The organism is Klebsiella sp. CN_Kp100 (assembly GCF_040065315.1).
GTDB lineage: Bacteria > Pseudomonadota > Gammaproteobacteria > Enterobacterales > Enterobacteriaceae > Klebsiella > Klebsiella oxytoca.
In genome coordinates this window covers 14,486-39,606 of the sequence record NZ_JBEAIJ010000042.1, presented here as the reverse complement: position 1 = coordinate 39,606, position 25,121 = coordinate 14,486, and the positions used below count along the sequence as shown (strand labels likewise).

General features: G+C 53.2%; 24 protein-coding genes. 11 read left to right on the top strand and 13 right to left on the bottom strand.

The window, feature by feature from the left end:
• Window positions 1–268: 268 nt before the first annotated feature.
• Complete coding sequence (locus ABLV12_RS18160; protein WP_348867209.1) at window positions 269–1,462, bottom strand: IS4 family transposase; 1,194 nt, start codon at window positions 1,460–1,462, stop codon at window positions 269–271.
• Between the two features lie 50 nt (window positions 1,463–1,512).
• Between ABLV12_RS18160 and ABLV12_RS18155 the strand changes: the two genes are divergently transcribed.
• Complete coding sequence (locus ABLV12_RS18155; protein WP_348867208.1) at window positions 1,513–2,037, top strand: hypothetical protein; 525 nt, start codon at window positions 1,513–1,515, stop codon at window positions 2,035–2,037.
• A 36-nt stretch (window positions 2,038–2,073) separates the two neighbouring features.
• On the opposite strand, the gene ABLV12_RS18150 is transcribed toward ABLV12_RS18155, so the two are convergent.
• The gene (locus tag ABLV12_RS18150) at window positions 2,074–2,538 is read right to left on the bottom strand and encodes a phage regulatory CII family protein (protein WP_348867228.1); all 465 of its coding nucleotides are present in this window, start codon (window positions 2,536–2,538) and stop codon (window positions 2,074–2,076) included.
• Window positions 2,539–2,608: 70 nt separating this feature from the next.
• Complete coding sequence (locus tag ABLV12_RS18145) at window positions 2,609–2,830, bottom strand: regulator (protein ID WP_348867207.1); 222 nt, start codon at window positions 2,828–2,830, stop codon at window positions 2,609–2,611.
• A gap of 147 nt (window positions 2,831–2,977) precedes the next feature.
• Here ABLV12_RS18145 and ABLV12_RS18140 point away from each other — a divergent pair, with 147 nt between their 5' ends.
• The 3 genes from ABLV12_RS18140 to ABLV12_RS18130 all read left to right on the top strand — a co-directional run bounded on the left by ABLV12_RS18140 (window position 2,978) and on the right by ABLV12_RS18130 (window position 6,267).
• Window positions 2,978–3,535 (top strand): phage repressor protein CI, encoded by a 558-nt coding sequence (locus ABLV12_RS18140; protein ID WP_348867206.1) that lies wholly within the window; start codon window positions 2,978–2,980, stop codon window positions 3,533–3,535.
• Window positions 3,536–3,549: 14 nt separating this feature from the next.
• Complete coding sequence (locus ABLV12_RS18135) at window positions 3,550–5,130, top strand: hypothetical protein (RefSeq protein ID WP_348867205.1); 1,581 nt, start codon at window positions 3,550–3,552, stop codon at window positions 5,128–5,130.
• A gap of 84 nt (window positions 5,131–5,214) precedes the next feature.
• Entirely contained in the window at window positions 5,215–6,267 is a 1,053-nt protein-coding gene (locus tag ABLV12_RS18130) for a tyrosine-type recombinase/integrase (RefSeq protein ID WP_348867204.1), read from the top strand.
• A gap of 101 nt (window positions 6,268–6,368) precedes the next feature.
• Here ABLV12_RS18130 and ABLV12_RS18125 read toward each other — a convergent pair whose 3' ends face one another.
• Window positions 6,369–6,911, bottom strand: a complete 543-nt coding sequence (locus tag ABLV12_RS18125) for a TetR family transcriptional regulator (RefSeq protein ID WP_004100562.1) — start codon at window positions 6,909–6,911, stop codon at window positions 6,369–6,371.
• Between the two features lie 181 nt (window positions 6,912–7,092).
• On the opposite strand from ABLV12_RS18125, the gene ABLV12_RS18120 reads away from it, so the two are divergent.
• Both ABLV12_RS18120 and ABLV12_RS18115 read left to right on the top strand, forming a co-directional pair.
• Entirely contained in the window at window positions 7,093–8,295 is a 1,203-nt protein-coding gene (locus ABLV12_RS18120) for an MFS transporter (RefSeq protein ID WP_017146224.1), read from the top strand.
• Window positions 8,295–9,110: a Cof-type HAD-IIB family hydrolase gene (locus tag ABLV12_RS18115; RefSeq protein WP_049593366.1), complete on the top strand. Its 816-nt coding sequence runs from the start codon at window positions 8,295–8,297 to the stop codon at window positions 9,108–9,110. The genes ABLV12_RS18120 and ABLV12_RS18115 overlap by 1 nt, the downstream gene beginning before the upstream one ends.
• A gap of 47 nt (window positions 9,111–9,157) precedes the next feature.
• On the opposite strand, the gene ABLV12_RS18110 is transcribed toward ABLV12_RS18115, so the two are convergent.
• Window positions 9,158–10,393, bottom strand: coding sequence for an MFS transporter (locus ABLV12_RS18110; RefSeq protein WP_016808088.1), 1,236 nt, complete (start codon window positions 10,391–10,393; stop codon window positions 9,158–9,160).
• A 319-nt stretch (window positions 10,394–10,712) separates the two neighbouring features.
• On the opposite strand from ABLV12_RS18110, the gene ybjG reads away from it, so the two are divergent.
• Window positions 10,713–11,306 carry an undecaprenyl-diphosphate phosphatase gene (gene ybjG, locus ABLV12_RS18105; RefSeq protein ID WP_004100554.1) on the top strand — a complete coding sequence of 198 codons (594 nt, stop codon included), beginning with the start codon at window positions 10,713–10,715 and terminating at the stop codon, window positions 11,304–11,306.
• 124 nt (window positions 11,307–11,430) lie between these two features.
• Entirely contained in the window at window positions 11,431–12,189 is a 759-nt protein-coding gene (gene deoR, locus ABLV12_RS18100; protein WP_004100552.1) for a DNA-binding transcriptional repressor DeoR, read from the top strand.
• Window positions 12,190–12,219: 30 nt separating this feature from the next.
• Here the strand turns inward: deoR and dacC are convergent, their stop codons facing one another.
• Window positions 12,220–13,422, bottom strand: coding sequence for a serine-type D-Ala-D-Ala carboxypeptidase (dacC, locus tag ABLV12_RS18095; protein ID WP_016808089.1), 1,203 nt, complete (start codon window positions 13,420–13,422; stop codon window positions 12,220–12,222).
• Window positions 13,423–13,679: 257 nt separating this feature from the next.
• Between dacC and ABLV12_RS18090 the strand changes: the two genes are divergently transcribed.
• On the top strand, window positions 13,680–14,306 hold the full coding sequence (locus ABLV12_RS18090) for a glutathione S-transferase family protein (RefSeq protein WP_049593369.1): 627 nt from the start codon (window positions 13,680–13,682) through the stop codon (window positions 14,304–14,306).
• 2 nt (window positions 14,307–14,308) lie between these two features.
• On the opposite strand, the gene ABLV12_RS18085 is transcribed toward ABLV12_RS18090, so the two are convergent.
• Both ABLV12_RS18085 and bssR read right to left on the bottom strand, forming a co-directional pair.
• Window positions 14,309–15,421, bottom strand: coding sequence for a PQQ-dependent sugar dehydrogenase (locus tag ABLV12_RS18085; protein WP_023320627.1), 1,113 nt, complete (start codon window positions 15,419–15,421; stop codon window positions 14,309–14,311).
• A 103-nt stretch (window positions 15,422–15,524) separates the two neighbouring features.
• Entirely contained in the window at window positions 15,525–15,908 is a 384-nt protein-coding gene (bssR, locus tag ABLV12_RS18080; RefSeq protein WP_004111675.1) for a biofilm formation regulator BssR, read from the bottom strand.
• Between the two features lie 380 nt (window positions 15,909–16,288).
• Here bssR and ABLV12_RS18075 point away from each other — a divergent pair, with 380 nt between their 5' ends.
• Entirely contained in the window at window positions 16,289–17,530 is a 1,242-nt protein-coding gene (locus ABLV12_RS18075; protein ID WP_162098348.1) for an oligosaccharide MFS transporter, read from the top strand.
• 34 nt (window positions 17,531–17,564) lie between these two features.
• On the opposite strand, the gene ABLV12_RS18070 is transcribed toward ABLV12_RS18075, so the two are convergent.
• Window positions 17,565–18,044, bottom strand: coding sequence for a hypothetical protein (locus ABLV12_RS18070; RefSeq protein ID WP_026055890.1), 480 nt, complete (start codon window positions 18,042–18,044; stop codon window positions 17,565–17,567).
• A gap of 299 nt (window positions 18,045–18,343) precedes the next feature.
• Between ABLV12_RS18070 and rimO the strand changes: the two genes are divergently transcribed.
• The gene (gene rimO, locus ABLV12_RS18065; protein WP_004100537.1) at window positions 18,344–19,669 is read left to right on the top strand and encodes a 30S ribosomal protein S12 methylthiotransferase RimO; all 1,326 of its coding nucleotides are present in this window, start codon (window positions 18,344–18,346) and stop codon (window positions 19,667–19,669) included.
• Between the two features lie 126 nt (window positions 19,670–19,795).
• On the opposite strand, the gene gsiD is transcribed toward rimO, so the two are convergent.
• From gsiD to gsiA, 4 genes are read right to left on the bottom strand one after another with little or no spacing between them, the layout of a single operon-like run.
• Window positions 19,796–20,707 carry a glutathione ABC transporter permease GsiD gene (gsiD, locus tag ABLV12_RS18060; protein WP_017146287.1) on the bottom strand — a complete coding sequence of 304 codons (912 nt, stop codon included), beginning with the start codon at window positions 20,705–20,707 and terminating at the stop codon, window positions 19,796–19,798.
• Between the two features lies 1 nt (window position 20,708).
• Window positions 20,709–21,629: a glutathione ABC transporter permease GsiC gene (gene gsiC, locus ABLV12_RS18055; RefSeq protein WP_004100533.1), complete on the bottom strand. Its 921-nt coding sequence runs from the start codon at window positions 21,627–21,629 to the stop codon at window positions 20,709–20,711.
• A gap of 52 nt (window positions 21,630–21,681) precedes the next feature.
• The gene (gene gsiB / locus ABLV12_RS18050) at window positions 21,682–23,220 is read right to left on the bottom strand and encodes a glutathione ABC transporter substrate-binding protein GsiB (RefSeq protein WP_004100531.1); all 1,539 of its coding nucleotides are present in this window, start codon (window positions 23,218–23,220) and stop codon (window positions 21,682–21,684) included.
• A gap of 37 nt (window positions 23,221–23,257) precedes the next feature.
• Complete coding sequence (gene gsiA / locus ABLV12_RS18045) at window positions 23,258–25,111, bottom strand: glutathione ABC transporter ATP-binding protein GsiA (RefSeq protein WP_023320624.1); 1,854 nt, start codon at window positions 25,109–25,111, stop codon at window positions 23,258–23,260.
• Between the last annotated feature and the right edge of the window lie 10 nt (window positions 25,112–25,121).

Below are 25,121 nucleotides of genomic sequence, written 5' to 3'. Positions count from 1 at the left end.
GTGCGGCGGCCTGGTTTGTAGAAAAATAAAACTGAAAAATTTTTATGATCCAGAAACCGCAGGCGGGTGCGGTGTAGCGCCGTTTTCGTCACGGAAAGATTTATTTTGTCAGGCTCACACGCTGCCAGCGCCCTGCTGCGCGCGCGATCTGTTTTGCGTATTGAGGTGGAATGATTAGCCGCGAAAAGGCCGCTGCGGCCGTTACGCAGCGTTTTATGAGGGCATAAAAAACCCGCATTACGCGCTGAGGGATCCCCATAAAACAGCGCTAATAAACCAGCACCATACTTCGGTAGGCTCTGGCGAGGTGGTTAAGAACGGTGCTCAGCACCGTTCGCCTTAATATTAGCGGGGAGTGTCGCAGGACATTCTCCGCTAACGTCAGATAAGAGATTACCCGCCGCGATTTAACACTGTTGGCCTGATACCTTACATGTAATCCTTTACTTTCTGCATGATAACCATTAAGCCACAGGACTATTGTGCTCAGCGTTGCCAGCAGGCTCAGCACCAGCATTCTTCCCGCTGAACGGCTGTAACTGGCCCGCAGACCGAACCCGAACCGTTCGCTTTTCTCATCGCGGAAGTTCTGCTCTATCTGCATTCGGCGACTGTATAACTTCATGATTTCACGTGGCTTAAAGTCGTCTGTGCTGCTGAAGATGAGCCACGGCTCTTTTGCTGAAGAGCGCCCGTCGCAAACCTGAGATTTGCGTTTTATACGACACCTTGAGTGCCGGTGTTTCCGGCCTTTTGGTTCTTTCCTGTGCAGATAAAAATGTCCCTCACACCGGGTATATTCCGCCCGTGCAAGCGTGCCTGGCCCCGGATATTCTGGTTTACTGCTGGCCTGTAATTCCTGACGCCTGAACCAGTATTCACCTTTGCTGTTCAGGCGCATCTGGATATTACCCCTGACACGGCCAATAAAATCCCATCCGAGCGACCGGATATGCCGGAACCAGGCATTCTGGAAGCCCGCATCGGTAACGATGATGACTCTGGCCGTCGGGTTCACCGCCCCGGCAAGGGCATCAAGGAAGGCCTTTTGTATCTGTCCATTCTGCTGCTTTTCTGACGGGACTATCCAGCTTAACAGCGGAAGCGAACGCCCATCGCAAAGCAGACTGGCGCGGAGCAAATGGTATTCCTTAGACGGATAGCCACTCCAGTCAACCGCAATAACACACAGCGATAATTTCCGTGTCAGCATGGTGATAATGCCATTGAAAATCAGAGGAATATCCTGATGGAGTGATTTATTGCCCAGTAGACGATCAACTCGTTTGATTTTGTTTTTGACCTGAGCAGCGCCGGGTAAATAACGTCCGATACTGGTCAGCGTCAGTGACGCGCCGTTGATTAAGGCAAGCGTGGCGTCAAGAAGGGCATTTTGTCGGTATTTGTGAAACGGAGCTAAAGCATCCCGGAAGAAATTCTGACATACTCGGCAGGCAGGCATAGAGGTGATCTCATTGAATTGATAGCACAATCAGTAGATCACAAAACTCTATGCCTGTCTTTTTTCACCCGCCCATTACTGGGGATTCCTCAGCGCATTACGCAGGCTTTAATTCTGGCTGGGATAGAACGGTTAACCTGATTTTCCAAGCAACCTACTGTTATTACCTCGAAGTGATGACTGAAACATTCAATCGGCGTACTGATAACCTTATGAATTTTTTGCTCATACTCACCGGAGGACTTACAAGCATCGGTGTTCAGTTCGGCTGGCTGTGCGGTATTTTGGCGGTGTTTTTTTCTGCCTACCGGGTTGCTTATAAACCAGCCGATAAAGCAGCCAGGGCAGAAGCACAGAAAAAACGATACTCCCGACTCCTCAGTGATATCCCCGCAGCACCTAACGCAGAAATAGCAAGACGCATTGCTGAACTGGAGGAATTCGACAGTAGCGCCCCAACTTCCCTCTACAACCCTGCGCGTAACAGAACATCGGTTGAACTGCGGCTCGACATTGAATCGCTGACAAAATTTGAAAAAATCATGGCACTGCTCGCAGGAGGTATTCCTAAATAGCAACATGTTCACTCCTTAATACATACGGCTCTGCCATCACATCATCCCCGTGACGTTAGTTGTCACGATATCGACAGCAGCAGCCAGCACCGGTGCGGACTGAATACGGCTTCCAACGGTATAAGCCAGCACGGAAAGGCTGCGGATGGCATCGCGGGCGCGATCAAGGATTTGAGTTCGGCGGGCGGAGGTCATGCACTCCGTTGATACGGCTTCCCCAGCGATCGCACCGACACTGGCGGTGGCAGTCAGGGCACAAAACTGCATATTCCCCGGCGTGGCATTGTTCACTGGAACTGACGGCAGGCAATTAATCTGGCTCAGAAGCCCATCCAGCAGGCGGGCATCTTCTGTGTGGTCAGTAATCGCCAGCAATTCATCGCACGTCAGGCGGTGCGGTTGCACAGGATTAAGTTTATTACGTAGCATTTGTGGGCGCATACCCACAGCCACAGCAACTTCTTCTAAGTTATGCGCCAGCGCAAACGCTCGGCAAGCTATATCAAAGTGAGCATGTTTAGAAGTTTGATAATCAACATGGTCATTTCCCTCAGTCGGTCACAAAATCGAACTAATTAAAAACCACTTTGCAATCTGAGAGTGCATCTACAGACATTGCGGCAATATTGATCATCACTTTCTCGCGCTTCTTATCCTTACGAAGACGGTGACGAATCAAGCGCCCATCCGCCAACATGTCATTTATGGTGTCGACGTATAACCCTGTGAGTTCACTATATTTTTCGATAGATATGGAAGGTACTGCCAGTGAGATTGAAATTTGAGGTGTCATGATGCATGATTCCTTGTTCGAATACGGATGAGTTGTGGTTAACCTGATGAGAACCACAACAACTTGTCTTGTTCACCCAGTGTGAACTTACGCAAACCTACCCCTCACAGTTCGATAAGTCAAACATTGAGTTAACTTGGAGTGACCATGAATTTGGAAAAAGGTGGAAGAGCAGCGATCGAAAGGATGGTCGATGCATATGGATACACTACAAGGCAGGCGCTGTGTGATCACTTGGGAGTCTCAAAAAGTACGTTAGCTACACGCTACATGCGTGATTCATTCCCCTCTGAATGGGTGATACAGTGTGCGCTTGAAACAGGAGTCTCTTTGAATTGGCTTGTCACTGGTACTGGTTTAAAGTACGAAAAAGATACCAGTGATTTAATATCCATTAAGAAATGCAAAATTATTGATGGGACTATTTACCAATCAAGCTATTTGATGTTTGACAAGGCATTTTTGCCCACTGAATTGACATCACCCATATTTATTCAGGATCATGAAAAATCCTACCTTGCAGATGAGACATTTTTAGATATCTCGGATGGTAAGTGGCTGATACAAGTTGATAATAAATTCAGCATTAGAGAGATTGCACGAATTCCGAACAACAGAGTAAAAGTTATCAATGATTCATATTCCTTTGACTGCGATATAACAGATATTACAATAATCGCACGAGTAATTAAAACCATCCTATAATTAGGTAGAAAAGAATGGAAGATAAACTTTATAACCTCATAGAAGTTTTCATCAAGTATTCTTTATGGCCTTTGCTTTGCATTCTTGCTTTGATATTTTATAGAAAACAGCTTGGTGCTATCCTTTCAAATTTAAGTGGCGCTAGAAATTTTAAAGTCCAATCGCCCGTTTTAAACATTGAAGCGACTACTACTGTTCAACTCGAAAATGAAGATAACGCACCTCCCACAGAAAATCTCCCTCAAAACACGAAATCTACAATATCCAATGAAATTAAAACTGATTGGTTTGCTACTGTATGGGATTTATTTGATGAAGGAAAATTTGAGGATGCACGTCATTATTTTGATGAAACAATGAAACAACAGCATCATCATTTAGAATACAATAAAGAATATCCATTCTTCTTATTCGTAAAATATATGTTTTTACCAAGCAATGAAATTTTAAATGAATTTAAAACAAAGATTAATGAAATAAACACTTTTCAAAACAAACGCCATTATATTGATAATTATATAAGTTGCTTGACAAAAACAAAGCAATACTCCAAAGCAATATCATTTGTTAAAGAAGAGTTGCGTGCTGTTCATTCTCCAATCGAAAAAGCACATTTAACACTTAAGTTATCGCAATTATACATTGATAACTTTGAAGCTATTAAAGCTGAATTAATCATAACTTCCCTGATAGATAATTTAGAAACCATTGAAGGTGATGAAAGGGATGAATATTTATCCCGCTGCTATAACCAATTGGCAGAGATTGAAAAAGGCAAAGATAATTTGTTCAATTACGCACTCTGCTTAGATAAAGCAGCAGAATACTCTCCTAGTGATATCGACGGTATATTTAGCGCAGCATACGAGGCTGCTAACACTCCCCTTAGGGCTATTGAAATAGCTAATTATTCACAACTTATCAATTTAGATCCCAAAAACAGCATGACTTTCAATAATATGGGTGTAACTACAGGAAAATGTGGATTAAAATTAATCTCTAGCGAATATTTTAATAAGGCGGTGGAATTAGATAATACATTGGCGATGGCTAACATTGGCAATGCTCTTCTTAATGCTGGATTATCTGATCAGGCAGATGAGATGATAAAAAGAGCATTATCTTTCAAAAACCCACACGAAAACATACATCAACTGATTACAAAATTAAATACAGAGAGGGATAATGAGAAGAAAAAATGGAGCGACCTGCAAAAATACGCTCAGAAAAATGTAGGCATTCTGCGAAAATTCACAAGAGCATACTACAATATATTCGAAAAATTCCCTTCACATCAAAACTGGAAATCTGATAAAGGAGAGATTATCGAAATAACTCAATCAGAAACAAATAACATTTGCATTAAATGGGAATCTAATAATTATGTCGAAGAAATCCGCGGTTTATTGAACAATTTAGCCTTTAATGGGACTTATACTCTTAAAAATAAAAAAACAGATACCTTATTGAGTTTAGGATTAAATGAAAATAAAACATTTCAATGCGTAGGTTATTACGATACAAAAAAAGAATGTATAATTATTACGTCAGTCTCTGTGACCGATAAGTTTAAAGTTGTGCTCAATAAATCCTAGTCTATGTTTGATTAGAAATATTCATACATTGACCACTGTCTAAATATACAGTCAAATTATACCCTCATTCATGAGGGCTTTTTTATGGCAGTACGTAAATTAAACATAGGAAAATGGATTTGCGAATGTTACCCCACAGGACCTAGTGGGCGACGCGTGCGTAAGCAATTTGCCACCAAAGTGGAAGCACTTACTTTTGAACGCTACACGATGGATGAGACAGAGGTTAAACCCTGGTTGGATGAATCAGTGGACCGTAGAACTCTGCGAGACGTCGTTGAACTCTGGTTCAAACTACATGGCAAATCCCTGTCCGCTGGCGAACATGTTTACGATAAGTTGCTCCTGATGGTCGATGCACTCGGAAATCCCCATGCAACAGATCTCAGTTCCAAAATGTTCGCACATTGCCGTGATAAACGTTTGACGGGTGAAATCTACTATAGCGATAAGTGGAAGAAAGGAGCCAGCCCGGTAACCATCAATCTGGAGCAAAACTATCTGAGCGGAGTATTTAGCGAGCTAGCCCGGCCTGGTGAATGGACATCACCTAATCCGCTAGAAAACATGCGCAAGTTCACTATTGCCGAGAAGGAAATGGCCTGGCTGACGCATGAACAAATCACTGAGCTTCTGTACGACTGCCAACGGCAAAGTCCTCTTCTCGCTCTCGTTGTTAAAATCTGTTTAAGCACAGGTGCACGATGGCGCGAAGCTGTAAACCTCACACGTACTCAAGTCACCATGTACCGTATTACATTTGTCAGGACTAAAGGTAAAAAGAACCGCAGTATTCCGATCAGCAAAGATCTGTATGAGGAAATCATTGCCCTTGACGGCTTCAAGTTCTTTACGGATTGCTACTTCCAGTTTTTGTCTGTGATGCAAAAAACCTCCATAGTGCTTCCCCGCGGGCAGCTTACCCACGTTTTGCGCCATACGTTCGCAGCACACTTCATGATGTCTGGCGGCAACATCCTTGCCCTGCAGAAGATCCTCGGCCATCACGACATAAAAATGACCATGCGCTATGCTCACCTGACCCCTGATCACCTAGAAACGGCCCTGCGCTTTAACCCGATAGCTACATTGCCAAATGGCGACAAAGTAGCGGCAGCAGTTGGCATTACCCCGTAATTGCCACTCCTTACCACTAACCTAACTTATTGATTATTATGCAAGTAATTGTTTGCACTAACCCGTTTACATAAATGGTTTTTTTGTTTTCTGCGCCCCGCTCACTCTCCCGCCAGCCTTCCCACCATCAGTCGAATTGCTTCTCTGGATAGCGGCGCTCTGTCGGTCACGAAGTGCAGCGTCATACCCTCGATAAAGGCGTCAAGCCCGCGGGCCGTTGCTGGTTCAAACCACTGTTCCAGAGTCTGCTGGCTGCGCAGCATCCAGTTTTGCATGACTGCTTTTAAATTCGGCTGGCTGCTGCAAAAAGCATACAGCTGATACATCAGCTCCATATTGCGTGCGGTGGTCACCTGGGCGCTGAATATCAGCTCGGCAATCGCGTCACAGGCCTCTTCGCGGCTATGCACATCGGCAAAAAACAGCTGATACTGCGCCGACATCTGGCCGGTAAACAGGCTGAACGCTTCTTCGACCAGCGCCTCGATACCGCTGAAATAGTAGGTCAGCGAGCCCAAAGGCACGCCCGCACAGGTGGCGATTTTCCGATGCGTGACCGCGTGGATGCCGTGTATCGCGATCGTGTCCAGCGTCGCCTGCAAAATCCGCTCCCGACGCTGCGGGTCGTTTGGTCGACGGGCCATCAGTGTTCCTCTCTCATTTAAATAGGCGCTTAATCCCTTAGCGGATGCTGGGCGCATTCCTCAGGCTGAATCGAATCATAGAGGTCAATAAAAAAACATTCTTCAGCAAGCAGCCTGGATGTACAAATGTACACAACCTTGCTACTGTTGTCTGCATCTCTCCACTCTCGGGCATTTACGGATGACAGCGCAAACCTCCCGCAGAGCCCTTCAGCTAAGGCTGTGGGCGCTCTTCATGTTCTTTTTTATCCCTGGATTACTCATGGCCTCATGGGCGACCCGCACGCCGGCGATTCGCGATCTGCTCGCGCTCTCGACGGCGGAAATGGGGATTGTATTATTTGGGCTATCAATAGGTTCGATGAGCGGTATCCTCTGCTCAGCGTGGCTGGTCAATCGATTCGGCACCCGAAAAGTGATTCGTACCACCATGTCCTGCGCGGTGGTCGGCATGCTGGTCCTCAGCGCCGCGCTATGGTTTACCTCGGCGGTGCTGTTTGCTGTTGGCTTAGCCATCTTCGGCGCCAGCTTTGGTTCAGCGGAAGTGGCGATTAACGTTGAAGGCGCCGCCGTTGAACGCGAAATGAATAAAACCGTGCTGCCGATGATGCATGGTTTCTACAGCTTCGGTACGCTCGTCGGCGCCGGAATAGGCATGGCGGTCACCGGCTTCGGTCTGCCCGCCGCGCCGCACATTCTGCTGGCGGCGCTGGTGGCTGTCGCCCCCATCGCTATCGCCATTCGCGCAATTCCGGAAGGTACCGGCAAGAATGCAGCGGAAGCGGCGCGCCATGAAGGCAAAGGCCTGCCGATATGGCGAGATGCTCAGTTGCTGCTGATTGGCGTCATCGTCCTGGCCATGGCCTTTGCCGAAGGTTCCGCCAACGACTGGCTGCCGCTGCTGATGGTGGACGGCCACGGCTTCAGCCCGACTTCCGGGTCGCTGATTTACGCGGGCTTCACCCTCGGTATGACCCTCGGCCGTTTTACCGGCGGTTGGTTTATTGACCGCTACAGCCGGGTGACGGTGGTTCGCGCCAGCGCGGTCATGGGCGCGCTGGGCATTGGCCTGATTATTTTTGTCGATAACCCGTGGGTCGCCGGCCTCTCCGTACTATTATGGGGCCTCGGCGCATCGCTCGGCTTCCCGCTGACCATTTCCGCCGCCAGCGACACTGGCCCGGATGCGCCGAAGCGCGTCAGCGTGGTGGCGATTACCGGCTACCTCGCCTTCCTCGTCGGGCCGCCGCTGCTGGGCTTCCTCGGCGAGCACTTCGGCCTGCGTAGCGCCATGATGGTAGTGCTGGCATTGGTGCTGGTCGCGGCCATCGTCGCCCGGGCGGTTGCGAAGCCACACTCTGAACCCGTGATGGAGAACAGTTAATGAGCATCAAATTGATTGCGGTAGACATGGATGGCACCTTTCTGAGCGATGCCAAAACCTATAACCGTCAGCGCTTCCTCGCCCAGTATCAGCGGATGCGCGAGCAGGGCATCCGCTTCGTCGTCGCCAGCGGCAACCAGTATTACCAGCTTATCTCCTTCTTCCCGGAGGTAGCGCACGAGATCGCCTTTGTCGCCGAAAACGGCGGCTGGGTGGTCAGCGCCGGAGAAGATGTATTTAACTGCCGGATGCCGCAGGAACATTTCAATACCGTCATCGATCATCTCCAGACGCTGACCAACATTGAAATTATCGCCTGCGGTAAGCGCAGCGCTTATACCCTCAACCAGTATAATGATGAGCTGAAAGCGGTCGCGGCGAAGTATTATCATCGCCTCGAACTGGTCGACGACTTTAATCATATTGCTGATGATGCGATTCTGAAATTTGGCCTCAACGTCCCGGACCAGCTGATCCCTGAGATACAGCCGAAGCTGCACGCCGCGCTTGGCGATATGGTAACCGCAGTCGCTACCGGCTACGGCAGCATTGACCTGATTATTCCTGGGGTACACAAGGCTAACGGCCTGCGCATCCTGCAGGAGCGCTGGGGGATCGACAATCATGAAGTGGTCGCCTTTGGCGATAGCGGCAACGATATTGAAATGCTGCAGCATGCCGGATTCGGTTACGCGATGGCCAACGCCGCCGCGCCGGTGAAGGCCGTTGCTGGCTATCGTGCGCCGCACAATAACGAAGAGGGCGTACTGCATATCATTGATAAAGTGCTTAATCGCGAAGCGCCGTTCGCCTGAGGGCGCGCCTGCTGCGGCGCGTAACGTCGCAGCAGGTCATTGGAGAGTTACTGCGGTTCGAGGGAGCTGCCTACGCGTTTGTCCTTCAGGAAGTAGACCGTCATCGCCAGCCAGAGCACCCCGCTAAGCAAATTCAGCAAACTGAAGAGTCCGCTGCCGCCAGACTCATAGGCGTGCTTGCTCACTTCAATACCCACGGTAAAGATCAGCATTTGCAGCATCCCCATCGCCGCCGATACCGTCCCCTTGCTCATTTCGCTGGCAAACAGCGTCAGGCGCACCAGCCCGGCGTTAGCAAGCCCAATGCCGAAGGCGTAAACGCTCAGCCCGGCGGTCATCCACAAATAAGCGTGCGTCGAGGCGACCGTAGCGACGGCGGAGATCAGCAGGCCAAGCATAATTGGCCAGCCGCCGAGGATAATCAACGAACGCACCGTTTTGCGGGAAGTCTGGCGCGCCAGCACCAGGTTACCGGCGATCAACGCGCCAAAGATTGGCACCTGCAGCAAGCCATATTCGTAGCTGGTCGCCTGCTCGCCGCTAATGATAATCACCGGCGACTGGGCTATCCACGCCAGCAGCGGCAGGCTGACAAAACCGGTGGCCAGCGCGCCGGCGACAAAGCGCAGGTTTTTCAGCACTTCACGATAATCACGCCCCAGCTCTTTGACCGATAGTTTCTCGCCCATGCGGGTGGCGGTTTCCGGCATCGCCCGCTGTAGCCCGAAGAAGGCGATAGCGGCCAGTACGGCAAACAGGACAAACATCATCTCCCACGGCAAGATATGTACCCAGGCCGCGCCCACCAGCGGCCCAAGCAGCGGCGCAATCAGCGCGACGTTGGCCATTAAGGCGGTAATCTTGATGCATACCGCCTCTTCAAAAGACTCCTGTATCGCCGCATAGCCAACCGCGCCAATAAAGCACAGGCTGATACCCTGCAAAAAGCGCAGCAGCGTGAACTGCTCAATAGTTTGCGCCAGCAGCGTCGCCAGGCAGGTCACGATAAACCACACCACCCCGGTCAGCATGACCGGACGGCGGCCGATGCGGTCCGAAAGCGGGCCCAGCAGCCACTGTAAAAACATACCGCCGGCGAGATAGGCGGTCATGGAGGTCGGAACCCATTCATTGCCAACGCCAAACTCTTCCACGACCGAGAGCATGCCCGGCTGGATCATATCATTGCCGATATAGGTGGCGAATTCGTATAACACCAGGCACAGCGGAAAGAGCAGCGCCTGACGTCCGAGGCGTTTGCCTGAAAGTGAAGAATTGTGCATGAAATCTCTTATTTAAATAAAACCGCGCAAAGTTTAATGAAAGTCGTGCCGGGGAGATAGCGAATTGTGAGCGATGACAAAAAATATCGCCATTCTGCAACCTCTTCGCCACCAGCGAATAAAAAATCCCGCTGTATGTATTTCGTTTATGTTTCAATTAGATTACACACTATATACTCCTTTATTCAGTCTGTTAACGAAGATACATGCAAGATTTCACTCATAACAAACTGATAATTAAGAAAATACCGCTTTACCTTAGCGCCACCGTTTCTTAGGGTGGGCGGCTTATTGATAACGGATTAAAGAGCCCGGACGTATGCTGGAAAATATTAACTACTCGCTGTTTGCATTACTCAATGCCACTCCCTCGTCCCCGTGGTGGGCGATAGAGATCGCGACGTTTATCGCCAAAGACCTGATTATTATTGTGCCATTATTAGTATTAGCCTTATGGCTTTGGGGTCCAAACCAGCGTCAGCTAGTATTTAAGGTGATGATGGCATTAGCCATTAGTCTTACGCTGTCATGGATATTCGGCGCGCTTTTTCCGCACGAACGGCCGTTCGCCGCCGGTATGGGCTATAACTTCCTGCACCACTCGCCCAACAACTCCTTCCCGAGCAATCACGGCACCATCTGCTTTACCTTTGCGCTGGCCTTTATGTTCTGGCACCGCCTGTGGTCGGGAGTACTGCTTTTCGCCGTTGCCTGCGCAATTGCCTGGTCCAGGGTCTATCTCGGCGTTCACTGGCCGATGGATATGCTGGGCGGACTTCTCACCGCGATGAGCGCCTGTCTAAGCGCCCAGCTTTTGTGGCAAAGCGGCGGAAAGACCCTTTATCAGCATCTGCAGCGGCTGTACCGCCTGTTCTTTTCGCTACCGATTCGCAAAGGCTGGGTGCGCGAATAACCTGTTTCTCAGCCGCCGGTAAATTGCGGCAGAGCCCAACGCCTGCGCGTGACTAACCCTCTTTCGGCAGGTAAAATCGCCGCTGACGCCCTGTCGATGCAGGGCGCTTTAGCCTAGAGGGAATATGGAAACTCGTCGTGACGAACGCATCAGCCAGCTTATTCAGGCACTCAAGCGCAGTGATAAACTGCATCTAAAAGAAGCGGCCACCCTGCTTGGGGTGTCGGAGATGACTATTCGTCGCGACCTAAACGGCCACAGCGGCCCGGTCGTTTTGCTGGGCGGCTATATCGTTCTGGAGCCGCGCAGCGCGACGCACTATCTGCTAAGCGACCAGAAAACGCGCCTTGTTGATGAAAAACGCCGCGCCGCCCGCCATGCGGCAAAGCTGCTTGAGGCTCATCAGATGGCCTTTTTCGACTGCGGGACCACCACGCCGTGGATTATCGATGCCATCGACAACGCCCTGCCGTTTACCGGGGTCTGCTATTCGCTCAACACCTTCCTTTCCTTGCAGGAAAAGCCACAGTGCCGCGCGATTTTATGCGGCGGCGAGTTCCACGCCAGCAACGCCATTTTTAAACCGCTGAGCCTGCAGGATACGCTAAGCCATCTTTGCCCGGATATCGCGTTTTATTCCGCCGCGGGCGTCGATTGCGAGCAGGGAGCGACCTGCTTTAACCTCGAGGAGCTGCCGGTTAAACACTGGGCGATGAAAAGCGCGCGCTACCACGTGCTGGTCGTCGATCACAGTAAATTTGGCAAAGTTCGGCCGGCGCGGATGGGCGATTTATCGCAGTTTGACGTGATTGCCAGCGACGTGTGTCCGGATGACGAGCTGCTTACGCTGGCGAAAGAAAAACAGATTTCACTCCTTTACTAAAACCGCGCCCCGCAGGGCGCGGCCTGCATTTTACGAGAACCAGCCGCCGAACCAGCCGTGCAGTTTCATCAGCACGAAATCGATCATCCGGCTAAAGAACCCGCCTTCATTGACCGCTTCCATAACAATCAGCGGCCGCTGTTCAATGGTTTTATCATTCAGTTTAAAGTCGATGGTGCCGACAACCTGCCCTTTAGTCAGCGGTGCGGTCAGCTGCGTATCATTCAGGGTGTAGCTGGCCTTCAGGTTTTTCAGCTGGCCTTTCGGCAGCGTGATGGAACCGGCATCGCCCGCGCCAAGCTTCGCTTCACTGCTATCGCCAAACCAGACGCGCTGGGTAATGAAGGTGGCATCAGGTTTAATCGGCGTCACGGTTTCATAAAAGCGGAAGCCCCAGGTCAGCAATTTTTCAGATTCGTTAAATCGGATACGGTCAGTTTTGGTGCCGAGCACGACGGCAATCAGGCGCATGTCGTTTTGCGTTGCGGAAGAGACCAGATTGTAGCCCGCACCGGCGGTGGTTCCGGTTTTCACGCCGTCAGCGTTAAGGTTCGTGCTCCACAGCAGGCGGTTACGGTTCGGCTGACGGATTTTGTTGAAAGTGAACTCTTTTTCTTTGTGGATCGCATACTCTTCCGGCACATCATGGATCATCGCTTTGGTCAGCAGCGCCATATCGCGGGCGGTACTGAACTGACCCGGCGCATCAAGCCCGTGCACGGTCTTAAAGGTGGTATTGGTGAGGCCCATCTTCTGCGCATAACCGTTCATCAGGCTGACAAACGCATCCTGGCTGCCCGCCACGTAGTCGGCAATCGCGATGCTGGCGTCGTTGCCGGACTGAATGATAACGCCCTTGTTAAGATCTTCCACCGACACCTGCATTCCAGGCTTGAGGAACATCACCGAGGAGCCGCGCAGCGCCGGGTTACCGGTGGCCCACGCATCGCGCCCGATGGTCACCATATCCGTAGACTTAATCTTACCCGCCTTTAGCGCCTGGCCGACAACGTAGCTGGTCATGATCTTGGTCAGGCTTGCCGGATCGAGTTTTTCATCGGCATTGCCTTCGCTGAGTACTTTGCCGCTGGCATAGTCCATCAGGATCCAGGCGCGCGCGTCAATGGATGGCGCATCGGGGAGTTGTTCCGCAGCCTGCACCGCAGGCGCGACGAGAAATAAAAGCGCGCAGCCTGCCGCGAGGCCGCGAAGAGAAAAAGCATCGTGCGTCATAAGAGCCACCCAAGTATCCTTTCCAAACAAAAATATGCCGCCACACTCGTTCCGCGCCGCAGCAGCCGGTGAGTAAAGCGTACAAATGACCTTAAAGAAACAGCGAGTTGGTAAAGTTTTTAAAGTTTACGCAATAACCTCGCGCGGCGCTGCAAACAGCGCAATTTTTTTGATCGCGGTTGCCTAAATATTAACTTTATTCCAACATGAATGCTCACTACGCCGCAATGGCGGCGAAATAAAAAGCAGGAGCGGATATGATTACGCTGTGGGGCAGAAATAACTCAACCAATGTGAAGAAAGTGCGCTGGGTGCTGGAAGAACTCGACCTCCCGTATCAGCAAATTCTGGCAGGCCTGGAGTTCGGTCTGAATCACGATCCGGCCTATCTGGCCATGAACCCCAACGGTCTGGTACCGCTGTTGAAAGATGCAACGACCGATATCGTACTCTGGGAATCAAACACCATTATCCGCTATCTGGCCGCGCAGTATGGTCAGAATCGCCTGTGGGTGGAGTCGCCAGCCGAGCGCGCCCAGGGAGAAAAATGGATGGACTGGGCCAACGGTTCGCTCTCGCCTGCCCATCGACCCGTTTTAATGGGCCTGGTCAGAACGCCGGTAGAAAAACGCGATCCTGCCGCCATTGAAGCCGGTATTGCCGCCTGCGAGACGCTGTTCGCTATTCTGGACGACGAGCTGTCGCGCCATCAGTGGCTGTCGGGCGATGCCTTCGGCCTCGGCGATATCGCCGTCGCGCCGTTCGTCTACAACCTGCTGGAAACGGTAAAAACCTGGCAGCCGCGCCCGCATCTGCAGCGCTGGTACCAGCAGATCGGCGAACGTCAGGCCTGGCGCAACGTGGTGATGATCCCGGTCACCTGATTTTAACCCGCCGGACTCACCTTCAGCAGCTCACCGTTGGATTCGTCGGTTAACACATACAAATAACCATCGGGTCCAACGCGTACGTCGCGAATGCGTCTACCGCGATCGGTCAGAATGCGCTCCTGCTCCGTGACTTTATTGCCATCAACCTTGAGCACAATGAGCGATTCATCCTTCAGCGCGCCGATAAACAGCCTGTGTTGCCACTGCGGAAAAACCTGCGCGTTGTAAAACGCCATACCGCTCACCGCCGGCGACTTCTCCCAGACAAATAGCGGCGCTTCGGTGCCTTCCGCCTTTTTGCCTTTGGCTTCCGGGATCGGCAGGCCGCTGTAGTTAATGCCGTGCGTCGCCAGCGGCCAGCCGTAGTTTTTACCTTTTTGCACGATGTTAATCTCATCCCCGCCGCGCGGCCCGTGCTCATGTAACCACAGCGTATCGCTCCACGGGTTTATCGCCAATCCCTGAGGATTACGAATTCCGTAAGACCAGATTTCAGGCCTGACGCCAGACTGGCCGACAAAAGGATTATCGGCCGGGACCTTGCCATCAGCCGTTAGCCGCACCACTTTTCCCTGCAGCTTATCGAGATCCTGAGCGGTTGAACGCTGGTTATTCTCTCCGAGACCGATAAACAGATGACCGCGACCGTCGAACGCCAACCGTCCGCCAAAATGATTGCCGGTCGAGAGCTTCGGCTGCTGGCGGAACACCACCTGGAAGTTTTCCAGACGCTGGAGATCCTCGCTCAATCGGCCATAGCCCACCGCGGTCCCGGCTTTATCCTCATCCCCGCCCTCGGCATAGCTCAGCCAGACCCGGCGCGACTGGGCAAAGTCCGGTGCCAGCGCCACGTCCAGCAAACCGCCCTGCCCGTTAGCCCAGACCTGCGGTACGCCCGGGATCGCCGACGAGAGGCCTTTGTCGCGCTGCCAGAGCTTGAGTTCGCCGCCGCGCAGGGTAATCAAAATACCGCGATCGTCCGGCAGGAAGGCCAGCGCCCACGGGTGTTCGAGCTGGTTCTGCAACACCTCCACGCGCTCCCGGGCGGCAAGGACGGCAGTGGGTAACAACAGCGTGGTAAGCGCTATCAGGGTGACGGTCTGGTGCATGGCATACTCCTTTTGTCAGCAATGCTGATAAGGGTAGCCAGCGTGGGGAAGCGGGAAGGGATTTTTACATAACATTAATCAGGGGGAGCAGGCTCCCCCTGTCTCAGGCGTGGGTAATGGGGGCAAAATCATTCAATTTATGAATGTTTAGCCGCAATACCGCCAGGCAGCTTTCCAGTTTATCTACGTTGACCGCAATGTAGGACGGGCAATCATGATGTCCGCTTAGCAGGCATACCGCCGCGGAAGCGACGGCTTCGCCCGCAAGGCGCAGGGCTTCCTTTTCCTCCGGCGCAACGGCGGGCTGCAGGCGCGGCGCGTATTCACGCATCTCATGGCACAGTTCAAACAAGTTATCACGTAGATGGTCGTTTTCGCTGACTGACATATAGCCTTTTGCTTTACGCAACTGTAAATAAGCATCAAGATCAATGGAGGCATTAATCAGCTTATTCATCAGGTTACGATACAGTCTGTCAACGTTCATCTCAGTTCCTCCTCTATCGTCCTTCACCATAATTATAATATGGTTATTTTTTGTACAAAACGCTGTGTGAGATCAATAATTCTCAGGTCATTAACATTATTTACAATGTTACAACTAAGATTATAATCCTCGCCTGCTCAACCTGCGCCCTTCAAGCAAAAATGTTATACGCTCTCAATCAAGATCAATTCTTTTTCATGTGATGAAAAATTATTTTTTTGCCGCAATGATCACAAATTAGCGCCATTCACATTGCCTGAAAATGTCGCCGGGTGTCATATCACCTCACAAATATGTAATACGCATAACAAAACAGGTCGCAGCAGGTTGCTCTATCTTGCTTGTAACCTTTGACGCTACCGCTTGAAGGAACAGAAATGATTAATCCCGGCAGAAGAAACTATATCTTGTTGAGTCTTTTCGACTTCCTCTACCTCTTCGCCTGGTCCTCGACCATGGCATTCTTTGTTATCTGGACGACCCAGCATCTCGGGATTAGCGCCACGAAAACCGGCCTGCTCTACTCGGTTAACGCCTTTATTGCCCTGCTGATGCAGCCCTTCTTTGGCTTTATTTCCGATAAATTCGGCCTGAAAAAACGACTCATCTGGTTTCTCGTCGCCATGCTGCTACCGGTGGGTCCGTTCTTTATTTATTTATATGCACCGCTGCTGGTGCACAGCTTCTGGCTGGGCGCGCTACTCGGCGGGGTATACCTGGGGATTATTTTTAACTCCGGCTGCGGGGTGATCGATTCGTATATCGATAAAATTTCGCGGCGCTACCAGTTCGAATATGGCCGCGTAAGGATGTGGGGATCGTTAGGCTGGGCCGCCGCGGCGTGGATCGTCGGTAAGTATATCGACAGCAATCCGAACCTTGCTTTCTGGCTGGCCAGCATCGCCATTGTGATTGCGGCGATCTGTTTTATGCTGACCAAAATCGAACTGAGCGAAGCGGAGATGCAGAAAACCAGCGCGCTGAAAGTTTCCCATGCCCTTGAGCTGGCGAAGAACGGGCAGTTCTGGATGCTGCTGGTCTTCACCCTTTTCGTCACGCAAATATACGATACCTACGATCAGCAGTTTGCCCAGTACTTTTCCCTGCAGTTCCCGACGCCCGAGGAGGGGAATCGCTGGTACGGCATTCTGGCCTCCATTCAGGTGTGCGGGGAGACGCTGTTTTTATGCCTGATGCCGTGGTTTGTAAACCGCACCGGCGCGAAGTGGGCGCTGATCATCGCCGGACTGATCATGTCGGTCCGTATCGTAGGCTCCGCGATCCCGCTGGGTCCGGTGTGGATCGGCGCAGTCAAAATGATGCATGCGCTGGAAAAACCGCTGATCCTGGTGTCGGTATTTAAATTCATTGCCGCCAACTTCGACAACAAGCTGTCATCGACGGTTTACCTGCTGGTGCTGTTTGTCGCCTCCATCGCCACCGCCGTTTACTCGCCGCTGGCGGGGTATTTGTATGACACTATCGGCTTCGCGCAGACGTATTATATCCTGGGCGGTGTCGCCGGGGTATTTACGTTAATTTCGGTATTTACGCTTCGCGATAATAGAGAACCGACCGCGCCGGGGTCTGCGCCAGGCGCTGGCGTTGCGCAAAGCCATTAATCATCAATTCGCCCGGAAGCGGCTTTCGGGCGAATCAACGAAAACTCCACTGCACGCTCACCACAAATATCGCCGGGATAATAATCCCGGTTTCTACGCCGAAATAAGGGGTAAAATTGTACTGCAGGCCATGATAAATATAGGGAGAGAAACCGACGCCGGTCAGTTTCTTCGCCGTTCGATAGGTACCTGAATCGCCGCAATCGCTAAAAGCTTTAAAGAAGAACTCCCCGGTGTAGGCATAGACGCCCTTAAACGTCCAGCCATTTGTCCCCGCATACCAGTCTCTCCTTGCCCCCAGAGAGAGGCAGCGATCGTCAAAACTATTTTTCATGGTCCCGACTAACAGGCTGTACTTCGAATCTGCCGACAGCTTGCGCTCAACGGAAAAAAATTGATTATTGAATTTTTCGTTATATTGGCCGTGATTGCCGGTCATATGATAGACAAATGAACCGGTATTCACTGAATATAACGCCAGCTCGTCGGCATAAACTGGCGCTGTGCCAATCATTACCAGCGCGCACGCTGAACCACCCAACTTTTTAAACATCGGAAACCTGATAAAAAATGAAAATCCATAGCAGTGACTATTTTACTGTTTCTGGCTTAAACCTGATTTAAACCACCCTGCGCTGGCTCCGGCGGTAAAAGATGAATAACGGCGTTATTTTTCTCAACAATACGGATAATCAACGCCGTAAAAAGAGATGCTGCTGTCTGCGGGCTAACAAGAAAAGGAGTATAAACTTTCCGCCGATCTCTGTAGAATCCCTGCCCTGACCATCCCAATAATTGAACACTTTTTAAGCTATGAGCAATGTCACCCCTCAGCCGAAGATCGGCTTTGTCTCTCTGGGCTGCCCGAAAAATCTGGTGGACTCAGAACGTATCCTGACTGAACTGCGTACCGAAGGGTATGATGTGGTTCCCTCCTACGATAACGCTGATATGGTTATCGTTAACACCTGCGGCTTTATCGATAGCGCCGTGCAGGAGTCGCTGGAAGCGATTGGCGAAGCGTTGAAAGAAAACGGCAAAGTGATCGTCACCGGCTGCCTGGGCGCAAAAGAAGATCAGATCCGCGAAGTGCATCCGAAGGTGCTGGAAATTACCGGCCCGCACAGCTATGAACAGGTGCTTGAGCACGTCCACCACTACGCGCCGAAGCCTAAACATAATCCGTTCCTGAGCCTGGTACCGGAACAGGGCGTGAAGCTGACGCCGCGTCATTACGCTTACTTAAAAATTTCTGAAGGCTGCAACCATCGCTGCACCTTCTGCATCATCCCGTCCATGCGCGGCGATCTCGTCAGCCGTCCGATTGGTGAAGTGCTGGCAGAAGCCAAACGCCTGGCCGACGCGGGGGTAAAAGAGCTGCTGGTGATTTCTCAGGACACCTCCGCCTACGGCGTCGATGTTAAACATCGCAGCGGCTTCCACAACGGTATGCCGGTTAAAACCAGCATGGTTAGCCTGTGCGAAGAACTGGCTAAGCTTGGCATCTGGGTGCGCCTGCACTACGTCTATCCCTATCCGCACGTTGATGATGTGATCCCGCTGATGGCGGAAGGCAAAATTCTGCCCTACCTCGATATCCCGCTGCAGCACGCCAGCCCGCGCATTCTCAAGATGATGAAGCGTCCGGGCTCCGCCGACCGTCAGCTGGCGCGTATCAAGCAGTGGCGCGAAGTCTGCCCGGAACTCACCCTGCGCTCGACCTTTATCGTCGGCTTCCCGGGCGAGACGGAAGAAGATTTCCAGATGCTGCTGGACTTCCTGAAGGAAGCCCGCCTCGACCGAGTCGGCTGCTTCAAGTACAGCCCGGTGGAAGGCGCGACCGCCAACGAACTGGCGGATCAGGTACCGGAAGACGTTAAAGAAGAGCGCTGGAACCGCTTTATGCAGCTTCAGCAGCAGATCTCCGCCGAGCGTCTGCAGGAGAAAGTTGGCCGCGAAATTATGGTGCTGATCGACGAAGTCGATGAAGAAGGAGCCATTGGCCGCAGCATGGCCGATGCGCCAGAAATCGACGGCGCGGTGTACCTCAACGGCGAAAGTAAAGTCAAACCGGGCGACGTTGTGCGAGTGAAAGTCGAACACGCCGACGAATACGATCTGTGGGGCAGCCGGGTTTAATTCCGCCCGCTGAACCTGTCCCGGATAGCGGCGCTCATGCGCCCTATCCGGGCGACAAAACCGCACAGAATTAGCGTGCGGTGTGCTTTCCCGGACACCTGTCCGGGCTGCACAATCCTCGAACGCCTAACCTTTTATCTTCGGATCCAGCGCATCGCGCAGGCCATCACCCAGCAGGTTAAACGCCAGCACCGTCAGAAAAATGGCAATTGCCGGGAACAGCGCCACGTGCGGCGCCATCACCATATCCGCCCGCGCCTCGTTCAGCATTGCCCCCCACTCCGGCGTCGGCGGCTGCGCGCCAAGGCCCAGAAATGACAGGCTGGCGGCAGAGATAATCGACACTCCGATGCGCATCGTAAAGTAGACCACAATCGATGATACCGTTCCGGGCAAAATGTGGTTAAACAGAATGTTAGCGTCGCTGGCGCCAATGCTGCGCGCCGACTCGATAAAAGTCTGCTGCTTAAGCACCAGCGTATTGCCGCGCACCAGACGCGCAAATGCCGGGATCGAAAAGATCGCCACCGCGATGATGACGTTCGACATTCCGCTGCCCATCACCGCCACGACGGCAATCGCCAGAAGAATGCCAGGGAAAGCAAACAGCACATCGCAGATGCGCATAATGATGCGATCCCACCAGCCTTCGTAATACCCGGCCAGTAGCCCAAGTACGGTGCCGATAGCCGCGCCGATCAATACCGCCAGAACCCCGGCGGCCAGCGAAATCTGCGCGCCGACCAGCACCCGGCTAAAAATATCGCGCCCCAGCGAATCAACGCCGAACCAGTGCATCATCGACGGTCCATCGTTGAGCCGATCGTAGTCAAAATAGTTTTCCGCATCGAACGGCGCGATCCACGGCGCCACGATCGCCACCGCAATCAGCAGCAGCACAAATATCCCCGCGCCCATCGCCACCGGCTGGCCGCGAAACCGCCGCCAGAACTCGTGCCACGGGGTACGTATCTGCCCGGGTTTAACCCCCGGCATCGCGTTGATAACCGCTTGTCTTCTCCAGTTGAGCAATCGCACCTTACTTATACCTGATAGCCGGATTAATGGCGGCATACAGTACGTCCACCACTAAATTAATAAGAATAAACTCCAGCGAAAACAGGAGCACTTCCGCCTGAATCACCGGGTAATCGCGCATCTCCACCGAGTCCACCAGCAGACGTCCGAGACCAGGCCAGTTAAAGACCTTTTCCACCACGATTGAACCGCCGAGCAAAAAGCCGAACTGTAGCCCCATCATAGTGACGACCGGGATCATCGCGTTGCGCAGGCCGTGCTTGAGCACCACCAGAGTTTCGCTGACGCCTTTCGCCCGCGCGGTGCGCATATAGTCTTCATGCAGAACATCGACGAACGAGGCGCGGGTAAAACGCGCCATCACCGCCGCCACCGCCGCGCCCAGGGTGAGCGAAGGCAGAATATAGTGCCGCCAGCTGTCGGCGCCCACCGTTGGCAGCCAGCCCAGTTCAACGGAAAAGATCTGCATCAAAAGCATACCGAGCGCAAAGGCCGGGAACGAGATGCCGGTGACCGCCAGCGCCATGCCTATACGATCCGGCCAGCGATTGCGCCACACGGCCGCCACGATCCCTGCCGCCATCCCGAAGATGACCGCCCAGCCCATACTGGCAATCGTCAGCCAGAAAGTGGGCATAAAACGGCTGGCGATTTCGCTGCTCACCGGGCGGCGGGAAGCCATCGAGGTGCCAAAGTCGCCCTGCAAAATGTTGCTGATATAGTGCCAGAACTGCACGTGCAGCGGGCGATCGAGCCCAAGCTGCTGGCGCACCATTCCCACCACCTGGGCATCGGCTTCCGGTCCGGCAATCAGCCGAGCCGGATCCCCGGGCAGCATATGCACGAACAGAAACACCAGCACCGCTACAATCAGCAGCGTGGGGATCAGCCCCAGCAGGCGTTTAATCACATAATTGAGCATGCTTCTCCTTGCGCAAATTCCCCGCAGCCTGCGCCCGGGGACCCACAACTCTCTACTTAAGATCCGCCTGTTCAAAGCTAAATCCGGTATCCGGCTGGATGTAGAAACCGGTCAGATTTTTACTGTGCGCCGAGACCAGCTTTTCTACGACCAGCGGCACCCACGGCGACTCTTTCCAGATAGTATCCTGCGCGTCTTTATACAGCCGCGTTTTTTCCTGCGCATCGGTGGTTTTCAGCGCGTCATTGAGATCTTTATCGACCTGCGGATTGCTGTAGAAAGCCGTATTAAACAGGGTCGGCGGCCAGTTTTGCGACGCAAACAGCGGCGACAGCGCCCAGTCAGCTTCCCCGGTCGACGCCGTCCAGCCGGTGTAGAACATGCGTACGCCGCTCTCTTTCTGTCCCTTACCTTCAACTTCCGCCGCGCGCTGGCCCGCATCCATCGCCGTCAGCTGCGCCTTAATGCCCACCTGCGCCAGCTGCTGCTGGGTAAACTGCAGTACTTTCTGCGCCGTGCTGTGGTTGTGCGATGACCATAGCGTCGTGGTAAAGCCATTCGGATAACCCGCCTCTTTCAGCAGCTCACGAGCTTTAGCCGGATCGTACGGCCAGGCGCTGTAGCTTTCAGCATAGGCGATAGACGGCGGCACCACGCCGGTCGCCGGTGTGGCGTAGCCGGCAAAAGCGACTTTTACCAGCGCCTGACGGTTGATAGCGTAGTTAATCGCTTCGCGCACTTTGGGATTATCGAACGGCTTCTGCGTCACGTTCATGCTGATATAGCGCTGCATAATTGACGGGCTGGCCACCAGCTCTAGCTTGCTATTTTTCTCCAGCAGCGGCGCTTGCTCGTAGGGGATCGGGAACGCAAACTGCGCTTCGCCGGTCTGCAGCATCGCCGCGCGGGTATTATTATCCACGACCGGGCGCCAGGTGATGGAGTCCAGCTTCGGCAGCCCTGGCTGCCAGTAACCGGCGAATTTTTTCACTTTCACAAAATCGGTCTGGTTCCAGGTATCGAGCTGATAAGGCCCGGTGCCAACCGGATGGAAGCCAATCTCTTTACCATATTTCTTCAGCGCCGCCGGAGAAATCATCGCCGTCGCCGGATGGGCCAGAATATTAATGAACGCCGAGAAAGGCTGTTTGAGGGTAATTTTCACCGTGGTCGGGTCTACCGCTTCGGTGCTGGCGATATTTTTATACAGGTTATAACGCTTGAGATGGTTTTCCGGGTTGCTGGCGCGATCGAGGTTCGCCTTAACCGCTTCGGCATTAAACTCGGTACCGTCCTGGAACTTCACCCCCGGATGTAGCTTAATGGTATACACCAGGCCGTCCGGGGAAACGGTATAGCTTTCCGCCAGCACGTTCTGTAGCTTCATCTCTTTATCGAGGCCGAACAGCCCTTGATAGAAGGACTTGGCGACGGCCTGCGACAGCGTGTCGTTAGCATCATACGGGTCGAGGGTCGTAAAATTAGAACCGACCGCCACCACCACATCTTTTGCGGCCAGAGCCGGAGCGGCTGTCAGCGCCGAGGCGACGCCCAGCGCCAACAGCCATTTGCCTGATACGCGTTGAGTCATGTTGTTCTCCTGAAATGCTGCATTATTGGTGTCGTTGTTAGCGCGCCAGCACGTCGGCGGCGGACTCTCTGGCGACAAAGTGCCCCGGCCCCACCTGCTGTAACGGCGTACTGATCCCCTCTTCGCCCCGCTTGAAAATGTTACCCGGCAGCTCGTCGGAGAGCAGCACGCGCTGCGGACGGCGATGCGCAGGGTCAGCCACCGGAACGGCGGCCATCAGTTTACGGGTATAGGGGTGCTGCGGGTTTTCAAACACGGCGCGGCGCGGGCCAATCTCGACAATACGCCCGCGATACATCACCGCCACGCGGTGGCTGATGCGCTCAACCACCGCCATGTCATGGGAGATAAACAGAAATGCGATGCCCATCTCACGCTGTAGATCGAGCATCAGATTGATAATTTGCGCGCGAATCGACACGTCCAGCGCCGATACCGACTCATCGGCAATCACCACTTTCGGATTGAGCGCCAGCGCGCGGGCAATACAGATGCGCTGCCGCTGGCCGCCGGAAAACTCGTGCGGGTAGCGCCACGCATGTTCCGGCTCCAGCCCGACGCGTTCCAGTAGCCAGCTGACCCGTTCACGGGCGGCATCGCCCTCCAGCAGCCGATGCACACGCAGCGGCTCCATAATCGAATAGCCCACCGTTTGCCGTGGGTCGAGGGAAGCGTACGGGTCCTGAAAAATAAACTGAATATCGCGGCGCAGCGCCTGAAGCTTACTGCCCGTTAGCATATCAATTCGCTGGCCGTTGAAGATAATGCTGCCGCCCTGGGTCTCTACCAGCCGCAGCAGCGCCCGGCCGGTCGTCGATTTACCGCACCCGGACTCGCCCACCAGGCTCAGGGTTTCGCCGGGCCATAAATCAAAGCTGACCTTTTCGACCGCATGCACCTCACGGGTTACGCGGTTGAGAATTCCGCTACGCAGCGGGAAGCGCGCCACCAGATCGCGAACTTTAAGGATCGGTTCTCCGGCCACAACGGTGTTCTGCCCCTCCGACGACGGGCTCTGGTTTAACAGCGGGAAGCGACGCGGCAGCGAAGTGCCGCGCATCGCGCCCAGCCGCGGCACCGCGGCCAGCAACGCCTGGGTATACGGGTGCTTCGGCGCGCGAAAAATCTCTTCCACGCTGCCGGTTTCCACCGCTTCGCCGCGATACATCACCAGCACGCGGTCGGCGATATCGGCGACCACCCCCATATCGTGGGTAATAAAGATAACGCCCATCGCCATCTCTTTTTGCAGGACGGCAATCAGCTGTAAGATCTGCGCCTGGATAGTGACGTCCAGCGCGGTCGTCGGTTCATCGGCAATCAGCACCGCCGGACGACAGGAGAGCGCCATGGCGATCATCACCCGCTGACGCATCCCGCCGGAAAGCTGGTGCGGATAGCGTGAGAGCATGGCTTCCGCTTCCGGAATGCGCACCTGATCGAGCATTTTTTTCGCTTCGCGCAGGGCCTCATCATGCTTCAGGCCCTGATGTAAGCGGATAGATTCGGCAATCTGCTCGCCGATGGTGAAGACCGGATTGAGCGAGGTCATCGGCTCCTGGAAGATCATCGCCATATCCGCGCCGCGCACGCCGCGCATTTCAGCGTCAGACTGTTCGCTCAGCTCAATCACCTGCCGACTGCGACGGCGCAGAAGTAGCGCATCGCTGCGCACTTCGCTGACCGCCCGATCGAGCAGGCGCATCAGGGCCAGCGAAGTCACCGATTTTCCCGAGCCCGACTCGCCGACAATCGCCAGCGTTTCGCCGCGCCGCAGGGTAAACGACAGGTCGCGGACGGCGGAAAAAGCCTGCTGTTGCTGATTAAACACGACGTTCAGGCCGCGCACCTGCAGAACATCATCGGCATCGATTTCTTGACTATGCGGCAACGCCCTTTCC

Bases quoted from the DNA above. Each gene is read 5' to 3' on its own strand.
- ybjG (WP_004100554.1), top strand. From the start codon at position 10,713: ATGCTGGAAAATATTAACTACTCGCTGTTTGCATTACTCAATGCCACT.
- ABLV12_RS18135 (WP_348867205.1), top strand. From the start codon at position 3,550: ATGGAAGATAAACTTTATAACCTCATAGAAGTTTTCATCAAGTATTCT.
- ABLV12_RS18140 (WP_348867206.1), top strand. From the start codon at position 2,978: ATGAATTTGGAAAAAGGTGGAAGAGCAGCGATCGAAAGGATGGTCGAT.
- ABLV12_RS18120 (WP_017146224.1), top strand. From the start codon at position 7,093: ATGACAGCGCAAACCTCCCGCAGAGCCCTTCAGCTAAGGCTGTGGGCG.
- ABLV12_RS18110 (WP_016808088.1), bottom strand. From the start codon at position 10,393: ATGCACAATTCTTCACTTTCAGGCAAACGCCTCGGACGTCAGGCGCTG.
- bssR (WP_004111675.1), bottom strand. From the start codon at position 15,908: ATGAACGTTGACAGACTGTATCGTAACCTGATGAATAAGCTGATTAAT.
- dacC (WP_016808089.1), bottom strand. From the start codon at position 13,422: ATGACGCACGATGCTTTTTCTCTTCGCGGCCTCGCGGCAGGCTGCGCG.
- ABLV12_RS18125 (WP_004100562.1), bottom strand. From the start codon at position 6,911: ATGGCCCGTCGACCAAACGACCCGCAGCGTCGGGAGCGGATTTTGCAG.
- ABLV12_RS18085 (WP_023320627.1), bottom strand. From the start codon at position 15,421: ATGCACCAGACCGTCACCCTGATAGCGCTTACCACGCTGTTGTTACCC.
- ABLV12_RS18160 (WP_348867209.1), bottom strand. From the start codon at position 1,462: ATGCCTGCCTGCCGAGTATGTCAGAATTTCTTCCGGGATGCTTTAGCT.
- ABLV12_RS18130 (WP_348867204.1), top strand. From the start codon at position 5,215: ATGGCAGTACGTAAATTAAACATAGGAAAATGGATTTGCGAATGTTAC.
- gsiB (WP_004100531.1), bottom strand. From the start codon at position 23,220: ATGACTCAACGCGTATCAGGCAAATGGCTGTTGGCGCTGGGCGTCGCC.
- ABLV12_RS18155 (WP_348867208.1), top strand. From the start codon at position 1,513: ATGCCTGTCTTTTTTCACCCGCCCATTACTGGGGATTCCTCAGCGCAT.
- rimO (WP_004100537.1), top strand. From the start codon at position 18,344: ATGAGCAATGTCACCCCTCAGCCGAAGATCGGCTTTGTCTCTCTGGGC.
- ABLV12_RS18145 (WP_348867207.1), bottom strand. From the start codon at position 2,830: ATGACACCTCAAATTTCAATCTCACTGGCAGTACCTTCCATATCTATC.
- deoR (WP_004100552.1), top strand. From the start codon at position 11,431: ATGGAAACTCGTCGTGACGAACGCATCAGCCAGCTTATTCAGGCACTC.
- gsiC (WP_004100533.1), bottom strand. From the start codon at position 21,629: ATGCTCAATTATGTGATTAAACGCCTGCTGGGGCTGATCCCCACGCTG.
- ABLV12_RS18070 (WP_026055890.1), bottom strand. From the start codon at position 18,044: ATGATTGGCACAGCGCCAGTTTATGCCGACGAGCTGGCGTTATATTCA.
- ABLV12_RS18090 (WP_049593369.1), top strand. From the start codon at position 13,680: ATGATTACGCTGTGGGGCAGAAATAACTCAACCAATGTGAAGAAAGTG.
- ABLV12_RS18115 (WP_049593366.1), top strand. From the start codon at position 8,295: ATGAGCATCAAATTGATTGCGGTAGACATGGATGGCACCTTTCTGAGC.